Annotated in this window: 28 protein-coding genes and 1 pseudogene; 13 read left to right on the forward strand and 16 right to left on the reverse strand. The window is 59.2% G+C overall.

Translation table 11 applies throughout. The features are described from left to right. Nucleotides 1-122: 122 nt before the first annotated feature. A complete protein-coding gene (locus HHL26_RS01320) occupies nucleotides 123-905 on the reverse strand; it encodes a DsbC family protein (protein ID WP_082749197.1) in 783 nt (260 codons plus the stop codon). Between the two features lie 8 nt (nucleotides 906-913). Then, nucleotides 914-1,276: a hypothetical protein gene (locus HHL26_RS01325; RefSeq protein ID WP_169575778.1), complete on the reverse strand. Its 363-nt coding sequence runs from the start codon at nucleotides 1,274-1,276 to the stop codon at nucleotides 914-916. A gap of 202 nt (nucleotides 1,277-1,478) precedes the next feature. Here HHL26_RS01325 and HHL26_RS01330 point away from each other — a divergent pair, with 202 nt between their 5' ends. The 6 genes from HHL26_RS01330 to HHL26_RS24155 all read left to right on the forward strand — a co-directional run bounded on the left by HHL26_RS01330 (nucleotide 1,479) and on the right by HHL26_RS24155 (nucleotide 5,951). Then, nucleotides 1,479-1,898, forward strand: coding sequence for a hypothetical protein (locus tag HHL26_RS01330; RefSeq protein ID WP_066563972.1), 420 nt, complete (start codon nucleotides 1,479-1,481; stop codon nucleotides 1,896-1,898). 149 nt (nucleotides 1,899-2,047) lie between these two features. Then, the gene (locus HHL26_RS01335) at nucleotides 2,048-2,467 is read left to right on the forward strand and encodes a helix-turn-helix domain-containing protein (RefSeq protein ID WP_066563261.1); all 420 of its coding nucleotides are present in this window, start codon (nucleotides 2,048-2,050) and stop codon (nucleotides 2,465-2,467) included. 5 nt (nucleotides 2,468-2,472) lie between these two features. Beyond that, nucleotides 2,473-3,108, forward strand: a complete 636-nt coding sequence (locus HHL26_RS01340) for a GntR family transcriptional regulator (RefSeq protein WP_082749158.1) — start codon at nucleotides 2,473-2,475, stop codon at nucleotides 3,106-3,108. Between the two features lie 165 nt (nucleotides 3,109-3,273). Further along, nucleotides 3,274-3,408: a benenodin family lasso peptide gene (locus HHL26_RS01345; RefSeq protein WP_140404536.1), complete on the forward strand. Its 135-nt coding sequence runs from the start codon at nucleotides 3,274-3,276 to the stop codon at nucleotides 3,406-3,408. Nucleotides 3,409-3,468: 60 nt separating this feature from the next. Continuing rightward, nucleotides 3,469-4,131: a lasso peptide biosynthesis B2 protein gene (locus tag HHL26_RS01350; protein ID WP_169575779.1), complete on the forward strand. Its 663-nt coding sequence runs from the start codon at nucleotides 3,469-3,471 to the stop codon at nucleotides 4,129-4,131. Next, nucleotides 4,131-5,951, forward strand: coding sequence for an asparagine synthase-related protein (locus tag HHL26_RS24155; RefSeq protein WP_240962258.1), 1,821 nt, complete (start codon nucleotides 4,131-4,133; stop codon nucleotides 5,949-5,951). Before HHL26_RS01350 ends, HHL26_RS24155 begins: the two co-directional genes overlap by 1 nt. Before the next feature lie 17 nt (nucleotides 5,952-5,968). On the opposite strand, the pseudogene HHL26_RS01355 reads toward HHL26_RS24155, so the two are convergent. The 4 genes and pseudogenes from HHL26_RS01355 to HHL26_RS01370 form a co-directional block, all read right to left on the reverse strand. Then, nucleotides 5,969-7,999: pseudogene (locus HHL26_RS01355) on the reverse strand (Atxe2 family lasso peptide isopeptidase); the annotation flags it as partial. Beyond that, complete coding sequence (locus HHL26_RS01360; protein WP_169575781.1) at nucleotides 7,996-10,590, reverse strand: TonB-dependent receptor; 2,595 nt, start codon at nucleotides 10,588-10,590, stop codon at nucleotides 7,996-7,998. The gene HHL26_RS01360 and the pseudogene HHL26_RS01355, both read right to left, overlap by 4 nt. A 94-nt stretch (nucleotides 10,591-10,684) precedes the next feature. Further along, nucleotides 10,685-11,557 carry a FecR domain-containing protein gene (locus tag HHL26_RS01365; protein WP_066563242.1) on the reverse strand — a complete coding sequence of 291 codons (873 nt, stop codon included), beginning with the start codon at nucleotides 11,555-11,557 and terminating at the stop codon, nucleotides 10,685-10,687. A 91-nt stretch (nucleotides 11,558-11,648) separates the two neighbouring features. Next, nucleotides 11,649-12,245, reverse strand: coding sequence for an RNA polymerase sigma factor (locus HHL26_RS01370; protein WP_346765554.1), 597 nt, complete (start codon nucleotides 12,243-12,245; stop codon nucleotides 11,649-11,651). 583 nt (nucleotides 12,246-12,828) lie between these two features. On the opposite strand from HHL26_RS01370, the gene HHL26_RS01375 reads away from it, so the two are divergent. Then, nucleotides 12,829-13,122, forward strand: a complete 294-nt coding sequence (locus HHL26_RS01375; RefSeq protein WP_169575783.1) for a DUF1778 domain-containing protein — start codon at nucleotides 12,829-12,831, stop codon at nucleotides 13,120-13,122. Further along, nucleotides 13,119-13,610, forward strand: a complete 492-nt coding sequence (locus HHL26_RS01380; RefSeq protein WP_066563237.1) for a GNAT family N-acetyltransferase — start codon at nucleotides 13,119-13,121, stop codon at nucleotides 13,608-13,610. The genes HHL26_RS01375 and HHL26_RS01380 overlap by 4 nt, the downstream gene beginning before the upstream one ends. A gap of 62 nt (nucleotides 13,611-13,672) precedes the next feature. On the opposite strand, the gene HHL26_RS01385 is transcribed toward HHL26_RS01380, so the two are convergent. Further along, nucleotides 13,673-14,023: a hypothetical protein gene (locus HHL26_RS01385; RefSeq protein ID WP_169575784.1), complete on the reverse strand. Its 351-nt coding sequence runs from the start codon at nucleotides 14,021-14,023 to the stop codon at nucleotides 13,673-13,675. Nucleotides 14,024-14,044: 21 nt separating this feature from the next. On the opposite strand from HHL26_RS01385, the gene HHL26_RS01390 reads away from it, so the two are divergent. Beyond that, complete coding sequence (locus HHL26_RS01390) at nucleotides 14,045-14,239, forward strand: hypothetical protein (RefSeq protein WP_169575785.1); 195 nt, start codon at nucleotides 14,045-14,047, stop codon at nucleotides 14,237-14,239. 22 nt (nucleotides 14,240-14,261) lie between these two features. Here HHL26_RS01390 and HHL26_RS01395 read toward each other — a convergent pair whose 3' ends face one another. The 4 genes from HHL26_RS01395 to HHL26_RS01410 all read right to left on the reverse strand — a co-directional run bounded on the left by HHL26_RS01395 (nucleotide 14,262) and on the right by HHL26_RS01410 (nucleotide 17,002). Beyond that, complete coding sequence (locus HHL26_RS01395; RefSeq protein ID WP_169575786.1) at nucleotides 14,262-14,795, reverse strand: UPF0158 family protein; 534 nt, start codon at nucleotides 14,793-14,795, stop codon at nucleotides 14,262-14,264. A 102-nt stretch (nucleotides 14,796-14,897) separates the two neighbouring features. Then, nucleotides 14,898-15,818: a nucleotidyl transferase AbiEii/AbiGii toxin family protein gene (locus HHL26_RS01400; RefSeq protein WP_169575787.1), complete on the reverse strand. Its 921-nt coding sequence runs from the start codon at nucleotides 15,816-15,818 to the stop codon at nucleotides 14,898-14,900. Next, nucleotides 15,805-16,623: a type IV toxin-antitoxin system AbiEi family antitoxin domain-containing protein gene (locus HHL26_RS01405; protein WP_169575788.1), complete on the reverse strand. Its 819-nt coding sequence runs from the start codon at nucleotides 16,621-16,623 to the stop codon at nucleotides 15,805-15,807. The genes HHL26_RS01400 and HHL26_RS01405 overlap by 14 nt, the downstream gene beginning before the upstream one ends. Nucleotides 16,624-16,837: 214 nt before the next feature. Further along, a complete protein-coding gene (locus tag HHL26_RS01410) occupies nucleotides 16,838-17,002 on the reverse strand; it encodes a DUF6771 family protein (RefSeq protein ID WP_169575789.1) in 165 nt (54 codons plus the stop codon). 195 nt (nucleotides 17,003-17,197) lie between these two features. Between HHL26_RS01410 and HHL26_RS01415 the strand changes: the two genes are divergently transcribed. Next, nucleotides 17,198-17,719 (forward strand): hypothetical protein, encoded by a 522-nt coding sequence (locus HHL26_RS01415; RefSeq protein WP_082749195.1) that lies wholly within the window; start codon nucleotides 17,198-17,200, stop codon nucleotides 17,717-17,719. Between the two features lie 114 nt (nucleotides 17,720-17,833). Here the strand turns inward: HHL26_RS01415 and HHL26_RS01420 are convergent, their stop codons facing one another. From HHL26_RS01420 to HHL26_RS01440, 5 genes are all read right to left on the reverse strand, one after another. After that, nucleotides 17,834-18,205: a MarR family transcriptional regulator gene (locus tag HHL26_RS01420; RefSeq protein ID WP_145907680.1), complete on the reverse strand. Its 372-nt coding sequence runs from the start codon at nucleotides 18,203-18,205 to the stop codon at nucleotides 17,834-17,836. A 110-nt stretch (nucleotides 18,206-18,315) separates the two neighbouring features. Further along, nucleotides 18,316-18,945, reverse strand: a complete 630-nt coding sequence (gene radC / locus HHL26_RS01425) for a DNA repair protein RadC (RefSeq protein WP_082749149.1) — start codon at nucleotides 18,943-18,945, stop codon at nucleotides 18,316-18,318. After that, nucleotides 18,888-19,208 (reverse strand): hypothetical protein, encoded by a 321-nt coding sequence (locus HHL26_RS01430; RefSeq protein ID WP_237230110.1) that lies wholly within the window; start codon nucleotides 19,206-19,208, stop codon nucleotides 18,888-18,890. The genes radC and HHL26_RS01430 overlap by 58 nt, the downstream gene beginning before the upstream one ends. Before the next feature lie 177 nt (nucleotides 19,209-19,385). Continuing rightward, nucleotides 19,386-19,730, reverse strand: a complete 345-nt coding sequence (locus HHL26_RS01435; protein ID WP_066563214.1) for a hypothetical protein — start codon at nucleotides 19,728-19,730, stop codon at nucleotides 19,386-19,388. Between the two features lie 64 nt (nucleotides 19,731-19,794). After that, nucleotides 19,795-20,394 carry a sigma-70 family RNA polymerase sigma factor gene (locus tag HHL26_RS01440; protein ID WP_145907677.1) on the reverse strand — a complete coding sequence of 200 codons (600 nt, stop codon included), beginning with the start codon at nucleotides 20,392-20,394 and terminating at the stop codon, nucleotides 19,795-19,797. Between the two features lie 515 nt (nucleotides 20,395-20,909). Here HHL26_RS01440 and HHL26_RS01445 point away from each other — a divergent pair. From HHL26_RS01445 to HHL26_RS01455, 3 genes are all read left to right on the forward strand, one after another. Further along, complete coding sequence (locus HHL26_RS01445; protein WP_145907674.1) at nucleotides 20,910-21,146, forward strand: sigma-70 family RNA polymerase sigma factor; 237 nt, start codon at nucleotides 20,910-20,912, stop codon at nucleotides 21,144-21,146. A 573-nt stretch (nucleotides 21,147-21,719) separates the two neighbouring features. Then, nucleotides 21,720-22,049 carry a toprim domain-containing protein gene (locus HHL26_RS24160; protein ID WP_237230108.1) on the forward strand — a complete coding sequence of 110 codons (330 nt, stop codon included), beginning with the start codon at nucleotides 21,720-21,722 and terminating at the stop codon, nucleotides 22,047-22,049. Nucleotides 22,050-22,081: 32 nt separating this feature from the next. After that, nucleotides 22,082-24,100, forward strand: coding sequence for a ParB/RepB/Spo0J family partition protein (locus HHL26_RS01455; RefSeq protein ID WP_066563202.1), 2,019 nt, complete (start codon nucleotides 22,082-22,084; stop codon nucleotides 24,098-24,100). Nucleotides 24,101-24,229 lie beyond the last annotated feature (129 nt).

A 24,229-nucleotide genomic window follows, 5' to 3' on the forward strand; every position in this document is an offset into this window, starting at 1 on the left:
CCTCGTAGGCTGCCGATGATCGTGTCGGACGGCTCCTGAGGGCCGCGATCGCCGGCATTCCGTTCCGCATGGTCCACGCGGGACGCCGCGTGGTCCAGGCAGCCGCCAGATAAGGGGAAGGGTTAGCGCTGCGCATGGGTGGACGCCTTCGCCGCATAGGCTTGTCCGAGAAACGCCTCGATCTCCGCCTGGTCGAAACCCGAGATGATCTTGCCGCCCACGATGAGGGTCGGCGTACCGCTGACGCCCACCTTTTTCACCAGTGCCGCGTCGGCTTCCACCTTGGCGCGACCTTCCGGGCATGTCAGCAGGGCAGGGGGCTTCGCGCCGGCATAGAGGGCCTTGAAGCTAGCCTCCCTGTCGGGCGCGCAGAGGATATGTTCCGCCTTGGTCGCGGCCTCGGGGTGGATGCCTGAGACGAAATAGACAAGGCGCCGCACGGGCTTTCCTTCCGCTGCCTTGGCCGTCCAGAAGCGATCGAGCGCGCGGCAATAGGGACAATCGGGATCGGTGAATTCGATCACCGAAGGCGCGTCCTTTGGGCCAATCTCCAGCGCCTGTTTGGGATCGATCGCGGCAAGCTGCCGCTGCGCTCGCGCATCCTGGGCCAGCGCCGTCACATTGACGCCGTTGCGGTCATAGACCGTCGCGAAAAGGATATGCTCGCTCTCCGGAGCATAATAGAGCATGCGGCTGCCCGCGCTTGCCTGGTAGATCGGCCCCTTGACCGGCGCTGGCTCGAACCCCTCGAACTGAAGGTTGGTGAAGCTCTGGCGGAGCTTCTGCTCGGCGTCCTGCGCCGCTTTTTGCAGCAGCTGCACATCGTCGGGCTTTGCCTGGGCTTGGGCGCCGCCGATGCTGACGCCTAGGAGCAGGGCCGCGCCGGCCGCCTGTGAGAAACTCATCCGGCGGCTCATTGCGTGCCTCCGCTGTTCTGCGTGATCGCGCGAGCAATATCGGCATCGATGCGGATGCTGCTGCCGACGGCCATTGCGCTGCCGGGCGGCGTGAATGCCGGTTCGGCAGCTGGGAGGGCAACGATCTGGAATGCGTCGCTCGCCTGAATGATGCGCAGTCGGTCGGGCAGATCCGTCGAAGCCAAGCGGAGTGGTTTTGCGCTCGCCGGGTTTGCGGCGAGCGCCAGGCTCAGGCAGGCGCCAAGGACAGGCGGAGATTGGACCATGACGGTACTCCAGGCAAGCGGCAAATCCTCTCGGACGCCTTTTTTTGAGGGCGGGATCGGTGGGCGGAAGCTCTGTACAAATTGCCGGAACATGCTTCCCAGTCATCGACCGTGAGACGAGTTGTTCACAGCTTGAAAAGGCGCGCAAGGGGCAGGGCACTGTTGTGCCGATTGCGGCATTCATCTTCCGGAAGCGGCATATAAATGCCGCTTTCCTTGTCAAAAATCGGCTTTATTCTCCGTTCGGGTCGTCATCATCATGAGTACCAACCTCGAATCGGATGAGGGAGACATCATGACAGAACGCCAATCGAGAACGTACAAACTATGCCTTTCGCCTGAGGGCACCGATCTCTTCCTGGTTTGCCATGCACGTCTGGCAAAACTCGCGAACAGCCTGATTTCCTATGGCTCGACACTGTATGTAGCCATATTGATCGCGGAAGCGTCGGATGCATCGGAGATTGCTGCCGAACTCGAACTCCCCCATTTGCGACGGCTGATCGGGAAAAGGGAGCATTTTGTCGGGGCGTCCGATCGATTGCAGCGAATCGCGGGCAAGATCAGCGATCGCCTGGAAAGATCGGATCATCTTGGCGATCGGCCAACAAAGAACGCCCTTTATGCAGCCTGTATCGCGCTCATGGCCGCCAGCGAGGACAAGACCCTGCGAGCGGCGTATAGCCGAATGAGCGATCTTCTGGCAGATAAGTGAGCAGGATCAGGCTTTGGTCATCGAAGAGCCTGACGGTAATTGCTCCCAAAATGAGAACGATAATATTTGACGCACCGAGGGTTTCACACAACAAGTTGAAACAGTCGGAATGTGCATGGAAGCTTTGAGGAACATTCAGGGAGAACCTGATGATGTCGACTCAGAGCAGGCGGCCGGGTAGCCGCGCCGCTATTCTAGCCGAGGTCAAACAGATCTCGGGCCGCCGCATCGAGGAAAGGCGGCGGGACAAGCGCATGACGCAGAAGCAGCTGGCAGCCCAGGTTGGGATGGGTGAACGCTGGCTCCGGGAAGTCGAATCGGGAAGTCCCAAGTCCCGGCTCGACGACCATTTGCGGTGCGCGCACGGTCTTGGATTGTCGGCATCGCATCTCCTCTTGCCAATGTTGTTTCTGGAGCATCAGATGCACTTTCCACGACAGATTTTCGATGAGGACATGCATGAACTGGAGGCTGGATGCATCGAGTTTATTGCGAGCTATCGTCTGAAACCATTCCTCCGTTCAATCCCGATTCCACTTACGGATGAGGGCATCGACAGGGAGGCCTGAGCGCCATGTCGCCCGATGCTGTTACGGCCGATCGCGTCTATCGCGAATTGAAGCGGCAAATCATGGTAGGAGAATTGCGCCCAGGAGCAGTTCTTATACTGAGCCAGATTGCTGATAGCGCTGGAACCAGTGTCTCTCCGGTACGCGACGCAATATTGCGCATGGTCGGCGAACGTCTTCTCGAGATGCAAGGCGGAGGGGGATTTGCCGTTCCTCCTCTCACGCATGACCGCATAAGCTGTTTTTATGCCTGGCACGGCGATCTTCTTCGTATCATTGTTCGCGCTATCAATGACCCCATCGAGATCGGCGAGTTTCCGGTCTATGATCAAGGTAAGACAAGCGATGAACATCATCATCTGGCGAACCTGGCTGATGAGCTCTTCGCGTCATTGGCGGCATGTTCGCATAATCCGGAACATCTCCACGCTGTCCTTGCCCTGGAAGCGCGGCTGCACTTGATTCGGATCCATGAAAATGTGCTGCCGCGGTGTCTTTCCGAGTTGGAATCCCTATGGAATCTCGTGCGTTCGAGGAACAAACATTCCATCAGAACGGCCCTTTGGCATTATCATCGCCGACGTTTGTTGAACGTAGAGACGATTTTTTCGGCCATGATGAAGAATGGATTCATAGAATGAGAACGGAAATCCGTATCATTCAGCTATTATCGTGGCGAGAATCACAATCACTCTGCAATGTCCAGCATATATGTTGTCAAATTGGGAACGTATATGGTCGGCCGTTTCTTCATCCTGCCCTAAAATCATCAGGCCGCAATCAAGCGGTATCTGAAGGAAGCAATCATGGAACGTGACTTCGAACGGAATGAAGCGCTGATCGACCTCGGATCGGCTGTCGAGCAGACCAAGGGGATCGAGGGCAAGGCGCGCGATGTGGACCAGTCGCCCCTGACCGGCATGGGTATATTGGACGAGTGATCCGACCCGGGAGGGCACACATAGGCTATGCGTGCCCTCCCATCACGATCCGAGGTGGCGATGACTTACGCTTTGCGAGAGAATTTGCATTTTTCTGATCTTGGTCAGCATATCATCTTTCTGGATGTGTCGTCTGGCCGGTATTTCACGATTCCTTCGACCTGGAATCGGGCATTTCGTACTATCGTTCGGGGAGAGAACGGCTCCATCAACCTGCGCGAGGTGCAGCGGCTGCGAGATGCCCGGCTAATCGAGCCATCGGAGAAAGCCGCGGAGGAATCCCTTCGCGCAGTACCCATAATGCCGATCAGATCCCTTCTCGACGAGCGACCCCAACGAGCAAGCAGCTATTTGACCGCGCGCGTGGCCTGGTCGCAGTGGCAGGCTTGCCGGGACTTGCGGCATCATGGCATGCATTGCCTCGCAAAGGAGGTCGCCGCATCGCCGGTGAAGGCCTGTGAACCTCTGAGGGCTGGTGAAATCGCAAACCGCCTGGGATGGGCTTTCGTGCAATCGGCTTTCATCATGACCGGGGCGGACCAATGCCTCGTTCGCTCTCTTGCCCTTGCAAGACTGCTGCGCCGTCGCAATATCGCAGCCTCGCTCGTGCTTGGCGTTACGGCCAGCCCATTTTCCGCCCATGCCTGGGTCCAGCGAGGGGATCTCCTTTTGAACGATCGGGTGGAGCGGATTCGGACGTTCAGTCCGATAGTGAGCCTCTGATGGCGGCGCGTTATCTCATCGCCAGCACCGATTGTTCGGACCGACGGCGCGCCATTGCCGCGTCTGTTGGTCGCCGGGGACTGAAGCTTGCCTGGCAATCTGACCAACTCATGCTCTTCCTGTCGAACGACACACCTGTGCAGATTGTCGAAGGGGTGAACTTCATCGGCATCGGGCGCATTTTTTCGCAAATGGACTTCCGGCCGATGGACCTCGCGAAATGGACCGACGGCAATGAGCGAACATCCCCTCTGTCCGATCTGCTCGAGCAGGGATGGGGGCAATATGTCGCGGTGAAGCATGGGCGCGAAGGCGCACAGATCCTGCGCGATCCTTCAGGCGGCTTGCCCTGCTACCATGTGAGCGGGGACGGCTGCCACGCGGCGGCATCGGATGTCGGATTGCTCGTTGTCGCCGGTTTGCTGCGCCCCGCGGTCAATTATGACTATATTCTCCATCAGTTCCGATATCCCAATCAGCGATCCCCCTCGACAGCATTGGTCGGTGCAAGGGAAGTGTTGCCAGGGTTCGTGCTGGATTGGCAGGGAGCGATGGCCACGGAAACATCTTTATGGTCACCATGGAAGCATGCCGCCCGCAGATTTGAGGGGGGCCTGGATCAGGCGGCGCTTCGCTTGCGGGACATCACCGACAAATGCATCAAAGCTTTGGGCCGATCCACGGCAAGCCCTATATTGATCGGTGTCTCTGGCGGACTCGACTCATCGATCATCGCCGCGGCACTGCGCGAGGTCGAATTTGGCGCCCATGGTATCAGCATTGCGACCAGTCACCCCGATGGCGATGAACGCAGCTATGCGCGCGGGGTATGCGTGAGGCTGGGCTTGCCCTTCGACAGCGCACTCTATGCTGCCCGGCATGTCGATCCGGCGCGCCCCAGTGCCCCGCATCAGGCGCGGCCCACGGGCGAACCCTTTCTCCAGAGCTATGACCATGTCATCCGCGAGCTTGCGCGAGCTGTGGGAAGCAAGACCTTGTTTCGTGGGAATGGCGGTGATGCGGTATTTTGTTTCATGCAGAATGTGACGCCAATTCTGGACCGTTGGGAAACGCGGGGCGCTCGCGGCGGCCTGCTGCAAACCCTCGCCGATGTTTGCCGCATGACCGACAGCAGCATTCCGCAGGTGCTGTCCGCCCTCCGCCGCAGGAGGGATAGTTCGCCAGTGGCCTTCGCCATGAAGATAGAGGACCGTTTCCTGGTCGCGCGCGACGCGACGCGGGAAATGTTCGACGCTCATCCCTGGTTTGATGCGCCGGCGGGTCTTGCTCGAGGCCGCATCATCCATGGCCTATGGGCGACGCGGGTGCAGCGCTTCACCGAAGGCTATGCGCGGGACGATGAACTGGAACTGGTCTGTCCGCTATTGTCTCAGCCCATTGTCGAATTCTGCCTTTCTATTCCCAGCTGGCTCTGGATTTCGGGCGGGATCAACCGAGCGGTTGCACGCCAGGCCTATCGCCGGATCCTTGGCGATGATAATATGCGCCGGGTTCGCAAGGGCGGTCCGTCCGCTTTTTGTGTCGAACTGCTCGATACCTACCGAAGCCAATATCGGGAAATGCTGCTGGATGGTCTGCTGGCGCAGCATCATGTGATCGATCGCGAAGCGGTGTCGGCCTATTTGGCCTATGAGGGGCCGCAGCGCGATGATGACTATCTGCGCTTGCTGGCGCTCGTGGATGCGGAGGCCTGGGCCCGGCATTGGGCCGGTGCGGCGACGTCTCCCATTGCGCGAGAAAGTACAGTCGATTGCGCGACATCGCCTGGTAGCCATTTGACGGCAAGCGAAGAGGGATGATCCGGCATCAACCAATGTTCGAACCAGGCGATGTTCCTGTAATAGACGGCGAGACGATGGCGCGGTTGCCATTTGACATGATGCTCGCCAGGAAAGACGTAGAGCGTGCTGGGAATGCCCTTGTCTTGCAAGGCGGCGAAAGGTTCCAGGGCCCCCAGATATTCATCATCGGAAAGCTGCATGAGGACCGGAGTGCGAAGACGCGCTGCATTCCTTACCAGCGAATAGCAATTCCAGAAATCCGGCGCCATGTCCTCCATCCTGGGATAGCCGGACGCGACATAGCTGTTCGCACCGGCCGGGCCGGCGAGAGGAAGGAAGGTGCCCGGCTCCTCGAAGGAACTGCTGACTGAAGCTGCCGCGAACCTGTCGCTGTTGACCAACGCATATTGGATGTTTCTTGTGCCGTCGCTCAGGCCGGCAATGCCCACTCTCGCGGGATCGGCAATCCCTTGCGTCACAAGCTGATCGGTGATGGTTTCAAGCGATGAGAGGACACTGCGCAAATCTGACCATCCCTCCAGATTATGCCGGAACAATTCATCACCATCTTTCGCGGGGCGACCGAACCCGGTGAAGCGCGGTCGTTCGAAACTCAATACTGCAAAACCGCGCGCTGCGAGCGGCTGGATCGGATATTCGTCGCCCGTGCCGCCGCGCAGGAATCCGCGACTGTCATATTGGACGATGATGAGGGGGAGCCGTCGCTTCCCGTCATAGTCGGGCGGCAGGACGAGATCGCCGAAGGTTTCGACGCCAAAGGCATTGCGCCATTTCAGGCGGCGGGTGGGTCCGAAAGTCAACGCCCTGAACTCCGGATTGAGGTCGACCACCGGCTCCAGATGCCCGTCAAGACCGGCGAACACCAGCCGACTCGGCTGGTTGGAGGCTTCATGAAGGCATAGCAGCCGCTCACCCACCAGTTCGCAGCTTGCTAACATATCCTCTGTCGCGAACAGCCGAACCGGCCGTCTGGAAGGACCTGGTTTCCATCGATACAGACCGAGCTGGCTGTTACCCCAGCCTTCCCGACGCAGGAAAAGGAGGCTCGTGCCGCCCACTGGCCACCATAGACCCAGGATGCCCTCGCAAGTGTCAAAGCGACAACTGAACTGCTCTCCCGATGCAAGCGCGACATGGAGGTCAAATTGGGGCATGTAGCCGCTCGATGGCCGAATGGCGGTCCAGGCGCGTGCGCCGTCTGGGCCGTGCGCGAAGAGATTGGCGCCGACCGGTTTTGCCCTGCCGTTCTGCATTTGGAGCAGATTGATTTCCTCGCGCGTGGCGGGACGGGCTATCCTGGATGTGACATCGATTGCGAGATAGACGCGATCAATGGATGCATAAGGAAAGGGGCGGGAGCCTGCCTTGGGAACGAACCGGGCATCATAATGAAAACCGGCCTCGCCCTCTTGGTCGATCTGCTGCTGGATCTTACGATAATCCGGCCGGCTCGCGAAAATGATCGTCGTTCCGTCGGGCGACCACGTAAGATCCTCTATATCGTCCAGCGACGAGGAAAGCTGCTCGGCCCCCTGGCCGTCTGCCTGGGCGCGCCATATCTGTGTCACGCCATCGATGCGTTTGAGATAGGCAATCCAGCGACTATCGGGCGACCAGTGTGGCGTGATGAGTTGGGGTACCCCGGTGGGGAAACGGGTAATGCCAGTCCGCTCGATCGTCATCCGGATGAGTTCGCCGCCTCTGTCCACCGCGATCAGTCTATGCGCGCCGTTGAGGGCTGTGACGAACATGCCGAGGCAATAGGCACTCGCCGTCCGATCGACACGACGGATTTGAAAGGCGACGAATTTCCCGTCTGGCGAGACGGTTATCGCCCCGGGCCTGGAGACGGCCGCGGCGGCGGGCAGTCCCACATCCCGCAGTCGAAGCAGCTTCTCTGGCGTGATAGCCTGTCGTGTTCCGTGGGAGACGGTGTCCGGTTTCAGATCGCTGCAATCCGCCGGCACGCCGGCAAGGGCGGGCGTGCCGGCGGCAAAGGCCAGCGCCGCTGTCGAAAGCGTCAGACCCTTGATCGCGCGGATCATTGAAACCTCTTCGTCACCGTCAGGCTGATGAAGCGCCCCACTGCGGAATAGTTGGTGGAGTCGAAGGTCGGATAGTAGCGAGCTGTGGTCCGGATCCGATCCGGCTTGTCGTTGAAGATATTGAGTGCTGAGGCGCTGATCTCGATCCCGTTCAGGATGCCGCTGCCATCGGAGGTGCGGTATCGCGCGGACAGGTCGACGGTGGTCATGCCGTCGATCGATGAGGCGGCTGCCAGCCGTTGATCCTTGAGCCCACCGATATAATTGCCGAATATCCCCAGGCTGAAACCGCCATGAGACCAGTCCGCGCCACCTCGGGCGCGCCAATGCGGGGGGAAAAACAAGGTGCCGGCCGCATCGACCGCGGCGGAAACTGGCGTGACTTTCCGGCGGCTCTCGAGATAGGTCAGATTTCCCGTCAGATGGATCATATCCCCAGCGGCCAATCTGACAGAATAGCTTATGTCGAGATCGATCCCTTTCGCTGTCTGCTGGGCGATATTGACGTATCGGCTGTCGACGATAGCCGCCACATTGTCGATATTGAAAGGCGCGTCGGTGAGGTTCGTAAGACCTGTGGGAGATCCCGATATGAAAGCTTCGATGAGTGCCTCGGTGGGACTAAGGTTGACCAGGGACTGATAGGCGGGGTTGGACAATAGACCGGTCGTCGAGGCGATCGGCGTGGCGATCCTGTTCTTGTAACGGATGTGGAAGAGGCTTGTGCTCATCTTAAGCCCAGGCAGCGCGGCCGGATGTATCTCAAACGTCGCGGCCATTGTGGTGGCCCGCTCGGGCCTGAGATCAGCATTGCCACCAGAGATGTAGAGCGCCGTAGCTGAAGCGGGGTAGGCACTGCCGCCAAAATCACTGATCGGCACCAACTGCGCCGTATAATCGAGAAACTGTTGGTAGAGCGTCGGTGTCTTGAACGAGCGGCCCCATGAAAATTTGAGATTGATATCTTTCGACGGGGCGTAGACGAGTCCCAATTTGGGCGTCGTGACATGCCCCATTCCGCCCGAATAGCTTTCATAGCGCGCTGCGGCGCTGAGAGACAGCGCATGAATGAAATCAATGTCCTGCTCTGGCGCCACGATCGGAATGGCGGCTTCGCCAAAGAGGTAATAGCTGCTGCGATTTTTTGAAAATTGTACCGTAGGCGTTGTCCCGGTCGCTCTTTCCGTCTGGAGATCGGCGATCAGCCTGTTCGATCGGTAGCCGCCACCGAGGGCGAGTCGCAAGTCGCCAGCCGGCAGATCGACGAGTGCGCCCTCCAGGTTCATCTCCAATATGCGGGACTTGTTGGTATAGCTGCCGACCGAGGCGAAATTCAGCAGACCTGCTGTGTAGAGGCGCGAGTTGATTTCAAGCTTGTCCTGTGCTGCGGTACCCATGAATGTGGCGAGCCAGTCGGCGGGCAGCTTCCATTCTATTTTTGGGGATATTGACCAGGATTGGTTCCGCGGTGTCCGGCGATATCCTCGATCCCGATAATCGTTGCTGATAAGCGGCTGAATGGTGATGGAATGACGATTGCTGAAAAGCGCGTCGGTGCTGATGGTGAGGTGGTCGGTGGGTTCCCAATATCCGGTCGCCACTATGCTATGCTGTCTCATGGCCGGGAGAATGGTCGTGCTGGGAAAGGCGTTGTTGGTGAATGAACGGTCGCCGGCCTTTATGGCCGTGCTGCGGTCATAGCTATAGGTGAACATGAAGCCGAGATTGCGTCCGGTCTTTCCCGCCACCACGCTATATTGCTGCTGCTCGTCGCCGCCATCGGTTGCCGCGCCCAATCGGGCGGATGCCTCCATTCCATCATAGCTGCGCTTGAGGATGATATTGGCGACGCCAGCGACCGCGTCCGAACCGTAAACGGCAGAAGCACCATCGGTGATGATTTCCACGCGATCGACCGCGCCCAGGGGAATGGAGGAAATATCGATGGCCTGCGCCACGCCATTATAGGCGATGCGTCGGCCATTCAGTAGTGTCAGCGTGGCATCGGGACCAAGTCCGCGAAGATTGAGGCTGGAAGCGGAGCTTACATTCTCGTTACTGATACCTCCCACGCCGACCGTGACCCCGGGATTTTGCCCGCCGGCAAAGCTTTGAGGCAGGCTGCGGGCGAAATCGCCGAGATTGGAAAGTCCGGCTGTGCGAATATCATCCTGTGTCCTGGTCATCACGGGCGACGCGCTTGCGCCACCGCGAATGCGCGACCCGGTGACGATGATATTATTTTCCGCCGTGCCGTTTATCGCCTCCCGCGATGGTTCGCCTCGCCCCCGAACGAAGATCGAACCGTTGCGGACTTCCGCTATGAGGTCGCTGCCCTCGACAAGGAGGCTGACAGCCTCGCTGACTGTATAGGCGCCCTTGAGGGCTTTTGCCTGCTTGCCCCGAAGTGCTCTTGAATCCGCTATCAGTTGATAGCCGTCCTTGCGGGCAACGGCACGAAGCGCATATTTCAGATCCTGCGCCGGAAGATCATAGGATCGCTTTTCGCTGTCCTGAGCCAGGACATGCGGACTTATCGCGACCAGGGCGGTCGCTGCGCCAATCAGAAATCCCGTCTTGCCGAAACCCATGATGCTTCCCCCATCATTTTCGCTGCGCCCTTCTTGGACAGGGCAAACGGGAAAAGACGGGGGAAGGAAAAGTTGAAGCTGGCTTGGCTAAAATTTATTTGGTGATGATCAATTTTCCTGGATGGGAACGATCGATCCTCGCCTCCAGGAATGCGGCAATTGCCTCCGCCACGGCGTCAATGTCGCGGATGTGAACCGAGCCGAATATCTCCCGGCTACCAAGCCCTGGATCAGCGAGCACGATCTGCGTCGTGCTGTAACTGTTGGCTTCGGCGATTACCTCGCTGATCGGAACATCATCTAGATCTTTCACGCCGCTGACCCATTGCTCGTCGGTAGGTTTTGCGGACATGACAGAAGGCGACATGGCTTGTCCATCAAGGAAGGCTAATTGTTCCCCGGGATGGAGACGAAAGAGTCGCTCGGAGCGAGCACTGGAACGCCATCCATGCACCTTCACGTCGGCGCTTCCTTCAAGGAGATGAATGGCGATACGATGGCCATAGGTCACATCGAATATCGTGCCGGGGGACAGGATTTCATTCTGGCCGAAGCGCACGATGAACGGTCGCGCGGCATCATGCGCGATCCTGAACCTTGCCCGCCCGCGTTCCAGGCTTACAACACGTTGCTCCGCCGAGAGATCGACATTGATGCTCGTTCCGGTGTCGAGGATGAGCGTCGATCCATCCTCCAGCCGGACTTCGCGTACTTCGCCGATCCTCGTTGCGAGCTTGCCGCCGCCCAGAGCATCCGTGCGCGCGAATGGGGCGTAGAAGAACATCATGACCAGGGCGGCGGTGATCAGGGTCATGACGGTTGCCGCGGCAAGCGCAGGCCGCCATCCTGGCATTTGCGCGACGCCCTTCTCGACATGCATGGGCGCTACGGCCGCGGCGCCGGCTGCGACGCCGACGCTGGCCGACAATTTTTCATAGAAATGTTGACGGCCATCCTTGGCTGCCATCCACCGGCGGAGACCCGCGCGATGCCTGTCAGGGTCGCATTGCATTTTCATGAGCCATCGCGAAGCGGTACGGCGATCCCACCATGAGAGTTTATTCATGATCGCCTCCCATATTGGCGGCGATATGCCGGATGGCCTTCAACATATGCTTTTGCACCCTCCACAAGGGGAGCCTCAGATCAGTCGCTATCTCCCGATAGCTATAGCCTTCGACACGATTGAGAAGGAAAATTTCCAGGGTGCGCGGCGGCAGTTGCTGCAAGATCGCTCGCCAGCGCTGGATCTCCTGCCGCGCCTCGACTTCGCGATGCGGGTCGATGCCGTTGGATTTGTGCAATCCTTCGTCGAGGGATACCGACAGCTGCGACAGGCGCGTCGATCCCCGTTCGGCGCGATCCCGCAGCATGTTCGTGGCGATGCGGGTGATATAGGCCCGCGGGGTTACCACCGCGACCGGAGGCGTTGCGCCCAGGAACCTGGTCATTACTTCCTGCGCCATATCGTCAGCATCCGAGCGATTTCCCAGCTTTTGCAGGAAATAGCGAAGGAGACGGGGCTTTTCCCGCCGGTACACGTCTGCAAAATCATGGGTGGGAGGGGCTGCGCTATTTGCGTCGTCATCGTCGAGGGACGCGCGTCGTTGGGGAGAGACGCTCATGACGGCATTCTCATCATATGCGCACCGCATCGCAGGAATGGCTTCCCGCAGCGGTCGTCGTGAAAGGGAAATATTCCCGGATTAGACCGGTCCCGCGCCGGTCGTGATTGGCCCTGGCTCATTCGTCGCACCTATGTCCACTCGGGGCGACGGCCTAAGCCGGATGTTGGAAACCTGTTCACCACAGGCGCATACGCCTTTACCGTTGCCGGTTGGACATGCGCGCATGCCACCCGGCCCCAGAAAACTGTGACCGAGCAAGGTGAAGGGGTTTCCACGCCCCACTTCCGTTCTCTTCCCGGAAGCGGGCCTAGTTTGCGCGATTAACGCCTTGAAGCAAGCTCGAATTTGTCGGGTGGTGTATAATACACCATTTCTGCTCACGGTGGCTAGCGCAGCGCCGCTAAGCCTGTTTTTCGCCAGTACCGTGAGTATGAGTGATGTCATTCCAAAGGGGATCAGTCCGGCCGCTCGGCAACGCGCCGTTCATCGCCGTTAAATGCCGAAATTTACCATTCCCGATCCGGAAATTCGTCTGCGATCCCGCATTCCAAAATAATAGATACACACCGTGTATCTTTCATGGTAGGGAGAGGTTTAAAGGATCAAGGGCATGCCACGTACCACCGCCTCCTCGGAAACGCCACTTCAGGCCGTCAATCTGCGTGTTCGAAAGGACACGCAGTCCCTGATCGATCGGGCGGCAAACATGCTTGGCCGCACCCGCTCCGACTTCATGATTGCTGCGTCCAGGAAGGCTGCCGAGGATGCCATCCTCGACCAACGTGTCATTTCTGTATCGCCCGAAGCCTATGGCGAGTTTTTGGCCATGCTCGACCGCCCCGCGCAAGCGAATGAGCAGCTTCGCAAAACCATGCAGACGCCCGCGCCCTGGGAGTCCCAGTGACGCTCATCGCTCCGGTGCCGCTCGATGACGGTCATCTGCTTGACGAATTCACCTCCGGCACGGCTTCGCTTGACGATTGGCTAAGGCGCCGCGCGCGTGCCAATCATGAAAGCGGAGCCAGCAGAACTTTCGTCCTGTGCGATGACGCGCGCGTCATCGCCTATTATTCGCTGGCCTCCAGTTCGATCGCCTGTGCGGAGGCCGTAGGCCGCTTCCGCCGAAATATGCCAGATCCCATTCCGGTTATAACTCTGGCTCGTTTGGCGATCGACCAGTCCATACACGGCAAAGGTTTTGGAAGGGCTCTCATCCGCGACGCCGGCCGCCGGGTGATTGCCGCCGCTGACCTTGTCGGCGTCCGTGGCATGATCGTCCATGCAATCAGTGATGACGCGAAGCAATTTTACTTGGCGTGCGGTTTCCTGCAATCACCCACCAACGAGATGACGCTCATGATCCCGCTTTCCGATTTGAAAGCGGCTGCCTGATCGTTCCCAACCATGCACGATATTTGCGGTTCATGGAATTGGATCATTGAAGACCGATACTCTCAGACTTCCTCGCTGGGGTCCTGGATTTCGAGATGGATTCGCCATCCCTCAAAGGTCATGAGCATGCGACCAAATTGCTCCCAACTCACCTCCCGCCCATCGATGACCAGCAGCGGCATATAATCGGCGGATTCAGGGTCGCAGGTGAATTGGCCTCGAACTGTCATTCCCGAAATGGCCAACCCCAGATCGCCTTTGACCAGGTAGGTCGTGGCAAGATCATGCCGCATCCGTTCGAGCAGGCGCGTCATGAGATCAAAGGGATCCGCGTTCGCAGCGCCATGCACCTGGAATTCGTAACCTGCCCGTTGTCCGCCTTTGACCTCGACAGCCTCAAGCGACAGCATCATGCCAAGGAGCCGCAGCACAAAATGGAACCGATGCCCGGCCCCGTTCGCATCGAGCAATTCCATTGGCAGGAAGGCGATATGGGTGAAGGTCAGCCCGTTCCGGCGGGCGACCTCCTCGTTATGGCAGCGGCTGCAAAGATCCCGGTAACCGGCCTCGAGGCTCCCGAAATGCGTTATTTCGAAGTCTGGAACGCCGCTATGGCATTCGTCGCATGATATGCGCGGCATCATTCTCCGCTCAACTCCTGCCTGTCTCATCTGGATGGGTATCGCGGGTCCAGGTCAAGCCAACATCGTCGCACCATCGGCACATGGCCGCTTCGACCGCGCGTTCTTCATAGGCATACCATCTTTCAAGCACGGCCTTCGCCTCGAGCAGATTTTTGAAACGCCTGTAGGCGCCTTTCCGGCTGAAAATGTCCCGTACGTCCATCTGTGCTTCTGGCAGTTCCTCGGCGGCGAATGCGAGCGCCAGCTTTTTCCCAAGGTCGAGGTCGCGTCGATGGGGCACCAGGATATAGCCTGCGGCCTCCGGATCGTCAGGCAGCTCCGCCGCATCGTCCATGTCGACGCTGTCGGCCAGAAAAAGGATGCGGCCCGATTGCCTGCAAATATAGGCGTGATGTTCGTCATATTGGGAAGTGCTGACAAATTCGAGCGCGTCGATGAGATCGCTCAGCAGAATAGGCACTGTCTGACGATTTTCCGGTGTCATGCGCACGACTCGCCAATCAAAGACCGAGAACATTTTATCTTCGGGAAATGTTGGCACATCGTGGCGAACGAAACGAGCTCAAACAAGATTGAAGGGCGCGCTGTATGGAACTGCGTCCGGCGCCAATTCCTCCCTTCTTCGATATGCTGTGGACGGCATTCACTCGGAAAACAGCACGCTTCGCAGATTTTCCACGAGGGCGTTGCGCCGTTCGGCGGAGAGTTTGCCGAGATTGTGCATTTTCCAGTTCACGGCGGGAAGAGTCGACGCGTTGGACACGTCTAGTAACGACCAATCTGGTTCCCCCTGTTTGAAGCCGATCAGGAAATGCCGGTGCGCATTGGGCATGTCCGCGATCATGGTGGCGATCATCGCCTCGCGCGCCTCGATGAGCGCGTCGAGTGCTACCGGTTCGCGCGTCATTCCATCGAAGCCGCGCGCGAATTCTTCTTCGAGCGGTTTCCGGGTGGGAGCGAGGATTTCCGACAGGGGGCGATCATGGCTGATGGCGTAAACGATGAATGCGCGGCGTAGCGCATCGTCGACGCCGCCGCCCGCGAGTAGTTCGCGGACATCGAACAGGTCGCGGGGGTGTTGGCGGTCCAGCGCCGCGACGAGTTTCCCGGCATAGAGATCGGCGAGGGAAACGACCTGCATGTGCGCAAAGCCGAATGCATCCTCGACGGGAGAGGTGACGGAGGTTTCGGTGGGGTCATAGACCGTGCCGCGCAAGACGGGTGTCACCTCGATCTTGATCTGCGCGTTGTCCAGCCTGACGACCAGTTTGGTGATCACATTCTCCGCGCGCATCCGGCTCGGCGTCACGCGAGCGCCCCGGATGCCCTTTTCGATGCGATCGGCGATACGTGCCATGGCCGTGTCGATCGCCGCGAGCGATGTGGCCCGATCGGCGACCGGCAGATATGCAAGGTCGATATCCACCGAGAGGCGGGGCAAGTCTTTTACGAACAGGTTGATCGCCGTGCCGCCCTTGAGCGCAAAATCATTTTCAGTAGCAACGAACGGGATGGCGCGCACGAGCAGGGCGACCTGATCGCGATACTGGTCAAGATAGGCCATCGAGGTCCCCCGGAACGGTGATGAGATAGGTCGGATCAAGCTTGCCGCCCTTGACCAGCAGGCGTTTGCCGGAACCCAAATCGACGGCCTTCTTGTCGAGGCCATCCAGCCATGCATGGCGGTGACGGTCGGCAAAGAAAAAGAACAGGCGCTTTACCTTGACGCTCTGGCAGCTTTCGAGAAGCGGCTGCAGGTGGCGAGGGCTAAGGTTGGTGAGCCCCTCCATCAGCATATCGACCTGATGGAAGCTTTCGTGGGTGGGTAACTCGTCGAGCAATTCGAGTATGGCGCGCTCACGCGAGGACAGGCGCAGTGGCCATTGCATCGTGCCAGCGGTCGCCATGAAGCCGCCGGGCAGTAGCGAATCCGTGTTTTCGGGGGGCGCCGAAGCCGGCGCCAGTTCGGGACTATCCGGGAAAAGCCGGCGACTGTTATGCCGGCGAAACATGATGTCGAGCGGCAGTGCCTCAAGCCAGCCCGGAGCCTTTTGCGGACCATAGAGGTGTACTTCGCGCCGTTCACCCAGATAGTGGGCATAGCCCTGTTCCTCGAGCGCGGTGCGGCCGCCCACAGTCAGAGGGTAATCCATGAACGATTGGAGGGATGTGACGACCTGCTGCCAGGTGGGCTGGCCGGAAGCTCGGCGATAAACGCGCGGCGCTGGTTGATGCAGCCAGCCCCGTTTGACATATTGGCTACGCAGCGATGACGAATAGCCGTGGCGTTCAAGCCACGCGGCATCAACCAGCACGCTTTCGGGAAGCTGCTGTAGGCGGTTTAGCTTTCTTTTCGAAGGATAAGCCATACTTGGTATTTTGGAATATTTTTAAACCGAAGTCCAGTTTGAAAATCATTCATTTTAGAAGGTATGACTTAGCAAAATATCGATATATCAAACTGCGATTGCACACCCGCTCACATGTGCCTGTCATCCCCGGGTGGCCGCAACGAGCCTCAATGATACCGGACCACGTGAAGCAGTTGGAGAATTGCTACTCCATGGTGAGCAACCCGATCGATTACGAGGCTAAGTCGTGCTCCCGGACCGCAGCTTCCACCATCGCTGCCAAAACCTCTTCGGCTCGCGCGCGCAGGCTGTTGTCCTTTGCGCCAAGATCGTGCCGAATCCATTCGGGCGCCCGCTGCAGCACTGTCAGCACAATTTTTGCCAGCTCTTCGTTCATCGCCACCGCTATGCTTCGGGAAACCGGGAGGGGCAAGAGCCGATCCTGATGTAATCCCGAGTTGACTGTCTCTGGCCGTTCGTTGAATTCGTCCCCTTTCCATGCAATATCATCTCCATTAAACGAGGTGATCCTATGGTATGGCCGACAACCGGCAATTCTATCGACCTGAATGAAGCGCTTCGCGCGCGCATCATGGCGAGCGCCGAACGTTTGCTGAAGGTTATGCCGGTCGCCGCCAAGAAGATCGCCATCGAAAGCGTCGATCTGCCCGAATTCATCCTCAACCTGGCGCGAGGCATTCCCGCCACCCAGGTCGATAACCCGGACATTGTCGAGGAACTCGGCCGGACAATCACTTTCAAGCGGCAGATGATGGAGGCGGCTGGACAGGCCCTCAGCGCGGAGTCGGTCCGCAAGCTGCTCGGCCACAAGACCGTCCAGGCGGTTTACAAGGCTGCGCGCGAGCGCCGCCTGCTCATGCTGGACGACGGGGGTGTGAAGCTGTTCTCGAGCTTTCAATTCGACGGCAACAGCGTTCGGCCCGCCATCCCACAGCTTCTTGCTGCAGCGCCCCGATCAAGTGGATGGGCGATCCTCCAGTTTCTGGTTGGGGGAGAACCGGCATTCGACGGCAGGCGCCGGATCGACCTGATCAGAGGCAAGCCCGAGGAAATCGACCGCGTGGTTCGTTTCGCCCGCACGCTCGACGACTGAGCCATGGCGAAAACGTGCATGCCGCAACTCACTATTGCGGCCAACAAAAATCCTTCACCGCGTTCATGGCGCTTTTGGTCGGACGGGCTGACCGGACCGGGCCGCTCCGCCATGTCATAAGGGCGAGGTGTGACAGATGCCGATCAGCCGGTCGAGCAGGCTGTTCATCTTATCAACGCCACCTTCCGTCATCTCGACGCCGATGCAGCGGCGATCGCGGTCGGACAACTCCCGCATGAGCAGGCCCTGCCGCTCCATTTCCACAACCCTGCGCTGCGCCGTCGACGGCGAAACATGCGCGACCATATACAGGGACCAAAGATAGACGCCTCGATTTTCGTGCCGCGCGAGATACAGATCGAGGAGCATGTCCCAGATCGGGCTGGGACAAAATTCATAGCCGAGCGCGTCGCCAACGGCATTCCGCATATCGATAAGCCTGCGGCACATCGCCGTTCTGCGGTTTATTGGCATCATCTGCGTCATTTGCGCACTCCCTTCCCGTGGAAGCTGAATTCCCATTTCATGACGAATTGTTGGTGCGTGCTGATGGTGCCGCGTGGGGCTGGGGCGATACCCAGCCAGGGCGCCGGAACCTACATCAGACCAGCTTTACGAAAGCTCACATATCCATCTCGGCAGATCACCAGATGGTCATGAACCGTGACGGCGAGCGGTTGCGCCGCGGCCATCATCTGTTGCGTTAAATTCCGGTCGGCCCGTGACGGCTCAGCGGTTCCGGCTGGGTGATTGTGCACCAGGATGATGGCCGTGGCGCCAATTTCGAGGCAGCGCTTCATCACCTCTCGCGGATAGAGATGGACTCGGGACACGGTTCCAATTCCCAGTATCTCATCCGCCAGCAACTCATTGGCTGCGTTCAGAAATATGACCCGAAACTGTTCGATCGGTTCGAACGCCATGGCCATGCGGAGATAATCGAGCAGCGCCCTCTCATTCGACATGACGCGCCTTTGTTGGATTCGACCGTGCAGGATTTGGTTCATGGCCTTTCGCAGGCATTGAATGGTCCGTTCCACCTCGGGCACGCCATCCAGGATTGCGGTTCTGTCTGCCGTGCGCGCTGCTACTGCGTCGCCCAGCGAACCGAAGCGATCCACCAGCCGATTGGACAGTTCATTCGCGCGACCCGGGCAGGTAAGCCTGATCAGCTCTTCCAGGGTTTGTCGACATTCCGCTGTCTCATGCGTTTTCCGTGCCGCCATGTCCCCACCACCAAAAATAATTGCGCGAACCAGCTCCAGAAGCCGACCGCATCGATATAGGCCTTGGGAACGATGTTCGGCATCGCTCCCCGCACGGCATGAACAATCACTTCCGCCAGCAGCAATCCCGCGATTCCGAGCGGCCAGAATCTCGTGCTTCGGACTGAAAGCCATAGAAAAATGCCCAGCATTGCAAAGTCCGTCAAAAGCAGACCCGGCTCAATGTGACGAAACCGCCCGCCAAACGGATCAACGACGATCACGGATAGGCAGGCGCCGCCGAAGAGGGTGGCCGCCCCGATCCTTTCGGGTCGGCCGCCCCTCATCATTGCATAGAGGCAGCTCAGGATCAGCAGCAGTAGAAATCCAGATTGTCGTGTCATAACAGTATGAAAAGCACATAACTGCTTCCACCCGTCAACCGCTGCCGCCCGCTGGGATCATGCCGCCCGCAGATGGCGACCCTCTGGGGGCTGCTGCTTGTGCTCGGCCTTGAACAGGTCGCCATAGCCCACCTCTGCTAGCCCGACATCGTCGTTGGTCTGTTTGAGATTGGCGTGGGTCGTGATGATCTCCTGCCGCGTCTGGGCGATCAGCATGACAGCCGATGCCGAACTGACGAGCGCATTCTGGCCGATGGCTGCTGCAAAGCGGGCATCCAGCCTGGCAATCGGCAGGGCGGCGTTGAGCTCTGCAATCCTGGCTGCCGCGATGTCGATGGCCTCTTCGGCGGCAAAGAGTTTTCCGGCCACGGATTTGGCGATGGTTTGACGTTGTGAGCGCATGATTTCTCCTTCCCGCGTCCGGACGGAGCGGGTCGTTGCATTTGACGATGTGGAAAAGGCTGCCTTAAGTATATGCGCTATTGAGCGCTGTAAGCAGCGAAGCGGCCGACCCTGCCATGACAAGAGCGAGGACGGCAACGGCCGCAATGACGGCCAGGGTCAATAATAGCTTCAGGTCATTATCTTGCCTCCCGCTTGTGCGGAGCATCAAAATGTTCCGACGGGCCAGACGGCGGAGGAAGCTGGACAAAGCATCCTGTTCCAACGCCGGTGGCTCTGCATGTGGAATCTGTGCATCCGCTTGGACATCAGCGGGTTCATCTGGTCCGAAATCATCGCGCTGCGGAAGGTATAATTTTTGGGGGTATAAAGAATGTACCCCTTCTTCGGCCGCTTTCTTGGCCGCCTCCATGGCAGCTTCCCAGGCAATCACAATGCGTCCCGCTTCAGCTTTTGAATATTGGCCGCCCAGGCGCGTGCGTCCTGTGAAGATCGCCTTGGTGACCATGTTTTGGCTAGTGCCGACCTGCTTGGCGATTTGCTTCGCGCTAAATCCATGCCCGGACCTTTTAAGCACTTCGCGCTCAAGGTTGTTAAAGCGTTCGAGTTGCTCTCGATGAGGCTCCCAGTCGATCGCGTCAGGGTCGAGCGGCATGTTCGTCACTACCTCCACATCCTGACCGTCTCGAATTCGCCCCGGACATCCATGCGCGGTCGGTGTCGCATGGCTGCAGTGTCATGAAACTGAAACACAAAAGCAACGGAGAATGGGCGCAGAACGGGCCTGCCAAATTCTTCCGCCATGGTGTGGGATACGCGAGGCCGATGGCCGACATGATCTAGGAATCTGGATACCGCCCAGCCATGGGAAGGAAAGGGGGAGGGGGAGTGATGCGGCCATTGGGTTGCACTCGTTCCTTCAACTCGGAGATTCCCATGAGATGGTGGCTGGGTTTTCAGGCATTGCGTGGTCTGATGTCGGTCCGTCCCTGGCGTCGCGGCTCTGGTAGCGACGCTGCGGTAGCGCGGGCGATCAGGGTCTATCTTGCAACCGCCGCAAGTCACAATCGGCATGATCAAAATGGGCCGCGATCGGTGCTGACGGATCCCTGTGACCGAGTCTGCGCCCACGATCCCGAAGACCTTCCATTCGTTAGGAGCGACCCAATGTGTCGGAGGGTGAAGGAAGAAACCGGATTAGAACGGCCTTTGGACCCAGTGCTGAAGTCGGCGGTTGATGCCATGCCTCCGCTGACTGCGGCGATACTCGCTCTTCGGGTGCATCATGGCATGGGAGTCGATGCAATCACCGAGCGATTTGCGATCCCTCGCTGGAAAATACGCATGCACCTGCGGCGTGCGATCCGCACCGTTGCGCAGTCGTCTGCGCATGAGGGCATGGATTTTCCCGGCTGACCTGTGATGGTTTCGCTGCTGGACGCGCAAGGGCGCAGGATCGTCGAGAAGCTGGGTGGAATATGGACACCACAAGGTGGAATGTGCCGCTGCCCCGCACATGATGACCATACGCCCAGCCTATCCGTGCGGGTCGGCGAGAGAGCGCTTCTGTTCAAATGTTTCGCTGGCTGCGACACGAGAGACGTGCTGCGGATCGTCCGGGCTATTGATCGCGGCACCCTACAATCGATAGCCATCCCTTCGCCGACCCGGTCGCGGCCCTCATCCTGGAATCTGCAGCGCGCGCATGATCTCTGGCAGTCCAGCATGCCCCTCGCTGGAACGATCGGGGAAAATTATCTCCGCAGCCGCGCAATCCAGGCGGCTCCCTGCTCCCTGCGGTTCCATCCCCGAACACCCCTCGGCAGGGAACAATCATGCACATTCAGGCCGGCTATCATCACAGCCCTGCACGACCGCAGCCGCTTCGTTGCCGTCCACCGGACTTTCCTCGACCCGCATTCTGGCTGTCTCGCACCTGATCTGATCAATCCGCGGCAGATGCTAGGAGGACCGCGACAGGGGGCGGTCATGTTGGCTCCAGCGACGGATACGCTCGGCTTGGCAGAGGGCATCGAGACTGCAATCTCGGCCATGGCCCTGCTCGACATCCCCGTCTGGGCAACGCTGGGCAGCGAACGTCTCCATAATATCGCGCTGCCCTCTCGGGTGACGCGCCTCATCCTGCTTCCCGACAATGATCGGGCCGGGCAATTGAGCGCGGCCAAAGCCCTTATCGCCTATCAAGACCCTGGCCGAATGGTACAGACGATCTGGCCGCCCATGGGCATGAACGACTGGAACGATGTCCACAAGATGGAAGGGAAGTGGGGGAGGTACTGGTGGCGAGAGGGGGCCTGATGGTCAGGTTCCCTCGCCAGGAGAACTATTCCATGAACCAGCTTCCTATACTCGTTCCCGCAGCGAACCTTACCAAATCGCCGTCTAACGTCCGCAAGGCCAGCGACCCCGTCGCCGATGCTCAGCTCGAAGCCAATATCGCTGCCAAGGGCATAAGGCAGAATCTCATCGGCCTGCCCGTCTCCCGCAAGAAGGGCCATTACCGCATCGCTGCGGGCGGCCGACGCCTCGACGCAGTCCATCGCCTGATCGAAAAGGGCATCTTCGCGGCGGATTATCAGGTTCCCGTCCTCGTCCTTCGCGAAGCCAAGGATGCGATCGCGACCAGCCTTGAAGAGAATTTCTTCAAGTTAAGCATGTCGCCTGCGGACACCTGCCAGGCCTTTCAGGATATCGTCCAGACCGAGGGCAAGACGCCGGCCGAGATCGCCAAACGGTTCGGGTTGACCGAGCGTTTCGTGCTTGGCCGGCTTCGCCTCGCTGATCTGGCGCCCTGCGTGTTTGACGCACTGCGCGATGGTGAAATCAGCATCGAGGTGGCCATGGCTTATGGCAGTAGCCCCGATCCCGCGCGCCAAGCGAACGTCTTCGAAGAGCTGGGCCAGGGCTATTACCGCGCCAATGTGAGCGAGATTCGGCGTCAGCTGGCACAGGGCAGCTATCGGGGCAGCGATCCCAAAGCCCTACTCGTCGGACGCGAGGCCTATCTCGCCGCTGGTGGCCGGATCGACAGCGATCTCTTCACCGACAACGCCACCGAGATGTGGATCGATGGCGATCTGCTCAGCCAAATTGCGAGTGACAAGTTGGCGCAGGCCGCCGAGGCGATCCAGGAACGGGAAGGCTTTGGAGAAATCCGCGTCGTGCCGACCACCCATATCGCTTATAGCGCCACCTGGGGTCTGAAGCCTGTCGATGGTGAGCAACCGCCGCTGACGCAGGAGCAGGAACAGCGTCTGGCCGACATCGAAACGGAACTTGAAGGCTTCGAAAATCCCGCCGACACCGACGAAAGCGAGGAAGAGGCCGAGGCACGTTATGATCGGCTGAATGCGGAATATGAGGCGATCCAGCAACGCGCGCCGATTCTGACCGAAGAACAGAAGGCCTCCGCTCTGGCCTATGTTGTGATCGGGCAGGACGGGCAGCCGCGCATCCATGAGCAGCTCTACATCGCCCCGTCGGCCGAGCCTGTCGATGAGGAGGAAGAGCCATCCGGCGAGGATGCGGAGGAAGAGGCCGCATCGGATGAAGAGGTTTCGGCCAAGCCTCGCATCAGCCAGCGTCTGGCCGAGGAACTGGCTGAGATGAAGGCCGAGCTGCTCCGTATCCATGTCGCCAGCGATCCCCGCTTCGCGCTCGATCTCGCCACCTTCTATATGGCTGACGCTGCGACCCGGAAATATCGGACCAGTGATCTTGCCACCGAGTTGCGTGCCAATGCGCCTTTTTCCCGGCTCACCGACTATAAGAGTGGGACATCGGCAGCCGAGGAGTGGATGAAGTGCGACGCCAGCCTTGATCGCAGCTGGACCGAACCTACCGATGAGCGGGAACGCTATGACGCCTTTTGCGCGCTTGCTGAGGAAGCCCGAGCCGCCTGGTTCGGCTGGTTGATTGCCCGTACGATGCAGGCCGTTCCTGCTGGTCAATCCGGGAGTCACTTTATCGATCACCTGGGTCAGAAACTGGAAATCGACGTCGCTTCATGGTGGCGGCCCACCGCGAACAACTATTTCGACCGGATCAGCAAGGCGTCGATCCTGTCGGAGTTCGAGGGGATTGGCGGGATTGAACTCAGCAGCCGTTACAGCGCCTCGAAAAAGCATGATCTCGCCTTGTCGGCCGAAAAGCTTTTCTCCGGCGCGCTGATCATCGAGGCTGACCTCAAGGAAAAGGCGTTGGCCTGGCTGCCCGACGCAATGCGCTTCAGCCCGCCGGTTGAGCCGGATGAAGACGACATCGAACCGGGCGCAAGCGGTGAAGATATTGCCGCGGATGCGCAAGTGCTGCCCCCGGCTGAGAACGACGACATCGCCCAGGCAGCCTGACAGCCTGCATTGATCATCCTTGGGGCTGTCGCCTTGCGCTGCGGCCCCTTTTTGCATCCGCCCTGTCCGGTCGCATGTCCGGCGCAGGTGGATGCCGACCGACCGAACCGGTCCCCAGCCAGGAAAATT

This window comes from Sphingobium sp. TB-6, assembly GCF_012927365.1.
In the GTDB taxonomy this organism is placed as follows: domain Bacteria; phylum Pseudomonadota; class Alphaproteobacteria; order Sphingomonadales; family Sphingomonadaceae; genus Sphingobium.

Bases quoted from the DNA above. Each gene is read 5' to 3' on its own strand.
- HHL26_RS01435 (WP_066563214.1), bottom strand. From the start codon at position 19,730: ATGCGCTCACAACGTCAAACCATCGCCAAATCCGTGGCCGGAAAACTC.
- HHL26_RS01420 (WP_145907680.1), bottom strand. From the start codon at position 18,205: ATGACGCAGATGATGCCAATAAACCGCAGAACGGCGATGTGCCGCAGG.
- HHL26_RS01350 (WP_169575779.1), top strand. From the start codon at position 3,469: ATGACTTACGCTTTGCGAGAGAATTTGCATTTTTCTGATCTTGGTCAG.
- HHL26_RS01455 (WP_066563202.1), top strand. From the start codon at position 22,082: ATGAACCAGCTTCCTATACTCGTTCCCGCAGCGAACCTTACCAAATCG.
- HHL26_RS01330 (WP_066563972.1), top strand. From the start codon at position 1,479: ATGACAGAACGCCAATCGAGAACGTACAAACTATGCCTTTCGCCTGAG.
- HHL26_RS01345 (WP_140404536.1), top strand. From the start codon at position 3,274: ATGGAACGTGACTTCGAACGGAATGAAGCGCTGATCGACCTCGGATCG.
- HHL26_RS01320 (WP_082749197.1), bottom strand. From the start codon at position 905: ATGAGTTTCTCACAGGCGGCCGGCGCGGCCCTGCTCCTAGGCGTCAGC.
- HHL26_RS24160 (WP_237230108.1), top strand. From the start codon at position 21,720: ATGTTGGCTCCAGCGACGGATACGCTCGGCTTGGCAGAGGGCATCGAG.
- HHL26_RS01375 (WP_169575783.1), top strand. From the start codon at position 12,829: ATGCCACGTACCACCGCCTCCTCGGAAACGCCACTTCAGGCCGTCAAT.
- radC (WP_082749149.1), bottom strand. From the start codon at position 18,945: ATGGCGGCACGGAAAACGCATGAGACAGCGGAATGTCGACAAACCCTG.
- HHL26_RS01415 (WP_082749195.1), top strand. From the start codon at position 17,198: ATGGCGAGCGCCGAACGTTTGCTGAAGGTTATGCCGGTCGCCGCCAAG.
- HHL26_RS24155 (WP_240962258.1), top strand. From the start codon at position 4,131: ATGGCGGCGCGTTATCTCATCGCCAGCACCGATTGTTCGGACCGACGG.
- HHL26_RS01365 (WP_066563242.1), bottom strand. From the start codon at position 11,557: ATGGCAGCCAAGGATGGCCGTCAACATTTCTATGAAAAATTGTCGGCC.
- HHL26_RS01410 (WP_169575789.1), bottom strand. From the start codon at position 17,002: ATGAACGAAGAGCTGGCAAAAATTGTGCTGACAGTGCTGCAGCGGGCG.
- HHL26_RS01335 (WP_066563261.1), top strand. From the start codon at position 2,048: ATGATGTCGACTCAGAGCAGGCGGCCGGGTAGCCGCGCCGCTATTCTA.
- HHL26_RS01385 (WP_169575784.1), bottom strand. From the start codon at position 14,023: ATGATGCTGTCGCTTGAGGCTGTCGAGGTCAAAGGCGGACAACGGGCA.
- HHL26_RS01325 (WP_169575778.1), bottom strand. From the start codon at position 1,276: ATGTTCCGGCAATTTGTACAGAGCTTCCGCCCACCGATCCCGCCCTCA.
- HHL26_RS01340 (WP_082749158.1), top strand. From the start codon at position 2,473: ATGTCGCCCGATGCTGTTACGGCCGATCGCGTCTATCGCGAATTGAAG.
- HHL26_RS01370 (WP_346765554.1), bottom strand. From the start codon at position 12,245: ATGCGGTGCGCATATGATGAGAATGCCGTCATGAGCGTCTCTCCCCAA.
- HHL26_RS01360 (WP_169575781.1), bottom strand. From the start codon at position 10,590: ATGGGTTTCGGCAAGACGGGATTTCTGATTGGCGCAGCGACCGCCCTG.
- HHL26_RS01400 (WP_169575787.1), bottom strand. From the start codon at position 15,818: ATGGCCTATCTTGACCAGTATCGCGATCAGGTCGCCCTGCTCGTGCGC.
- HHL26_RS01405 (WP_169575788.1), bottom strand. From the start codon at position 16,623: ATGGCTTATCCTTCGAAAAGAAAGCTAAACCGCCTACAGCAGCTTCCC.
- HHL26_RS01390 (WP_169575785.1), top strand. From the start codon at position 14,045: ATGGAACCGATGCCCGGCCCCGTTCGCATCGAGCAATTCCATTGGCAG.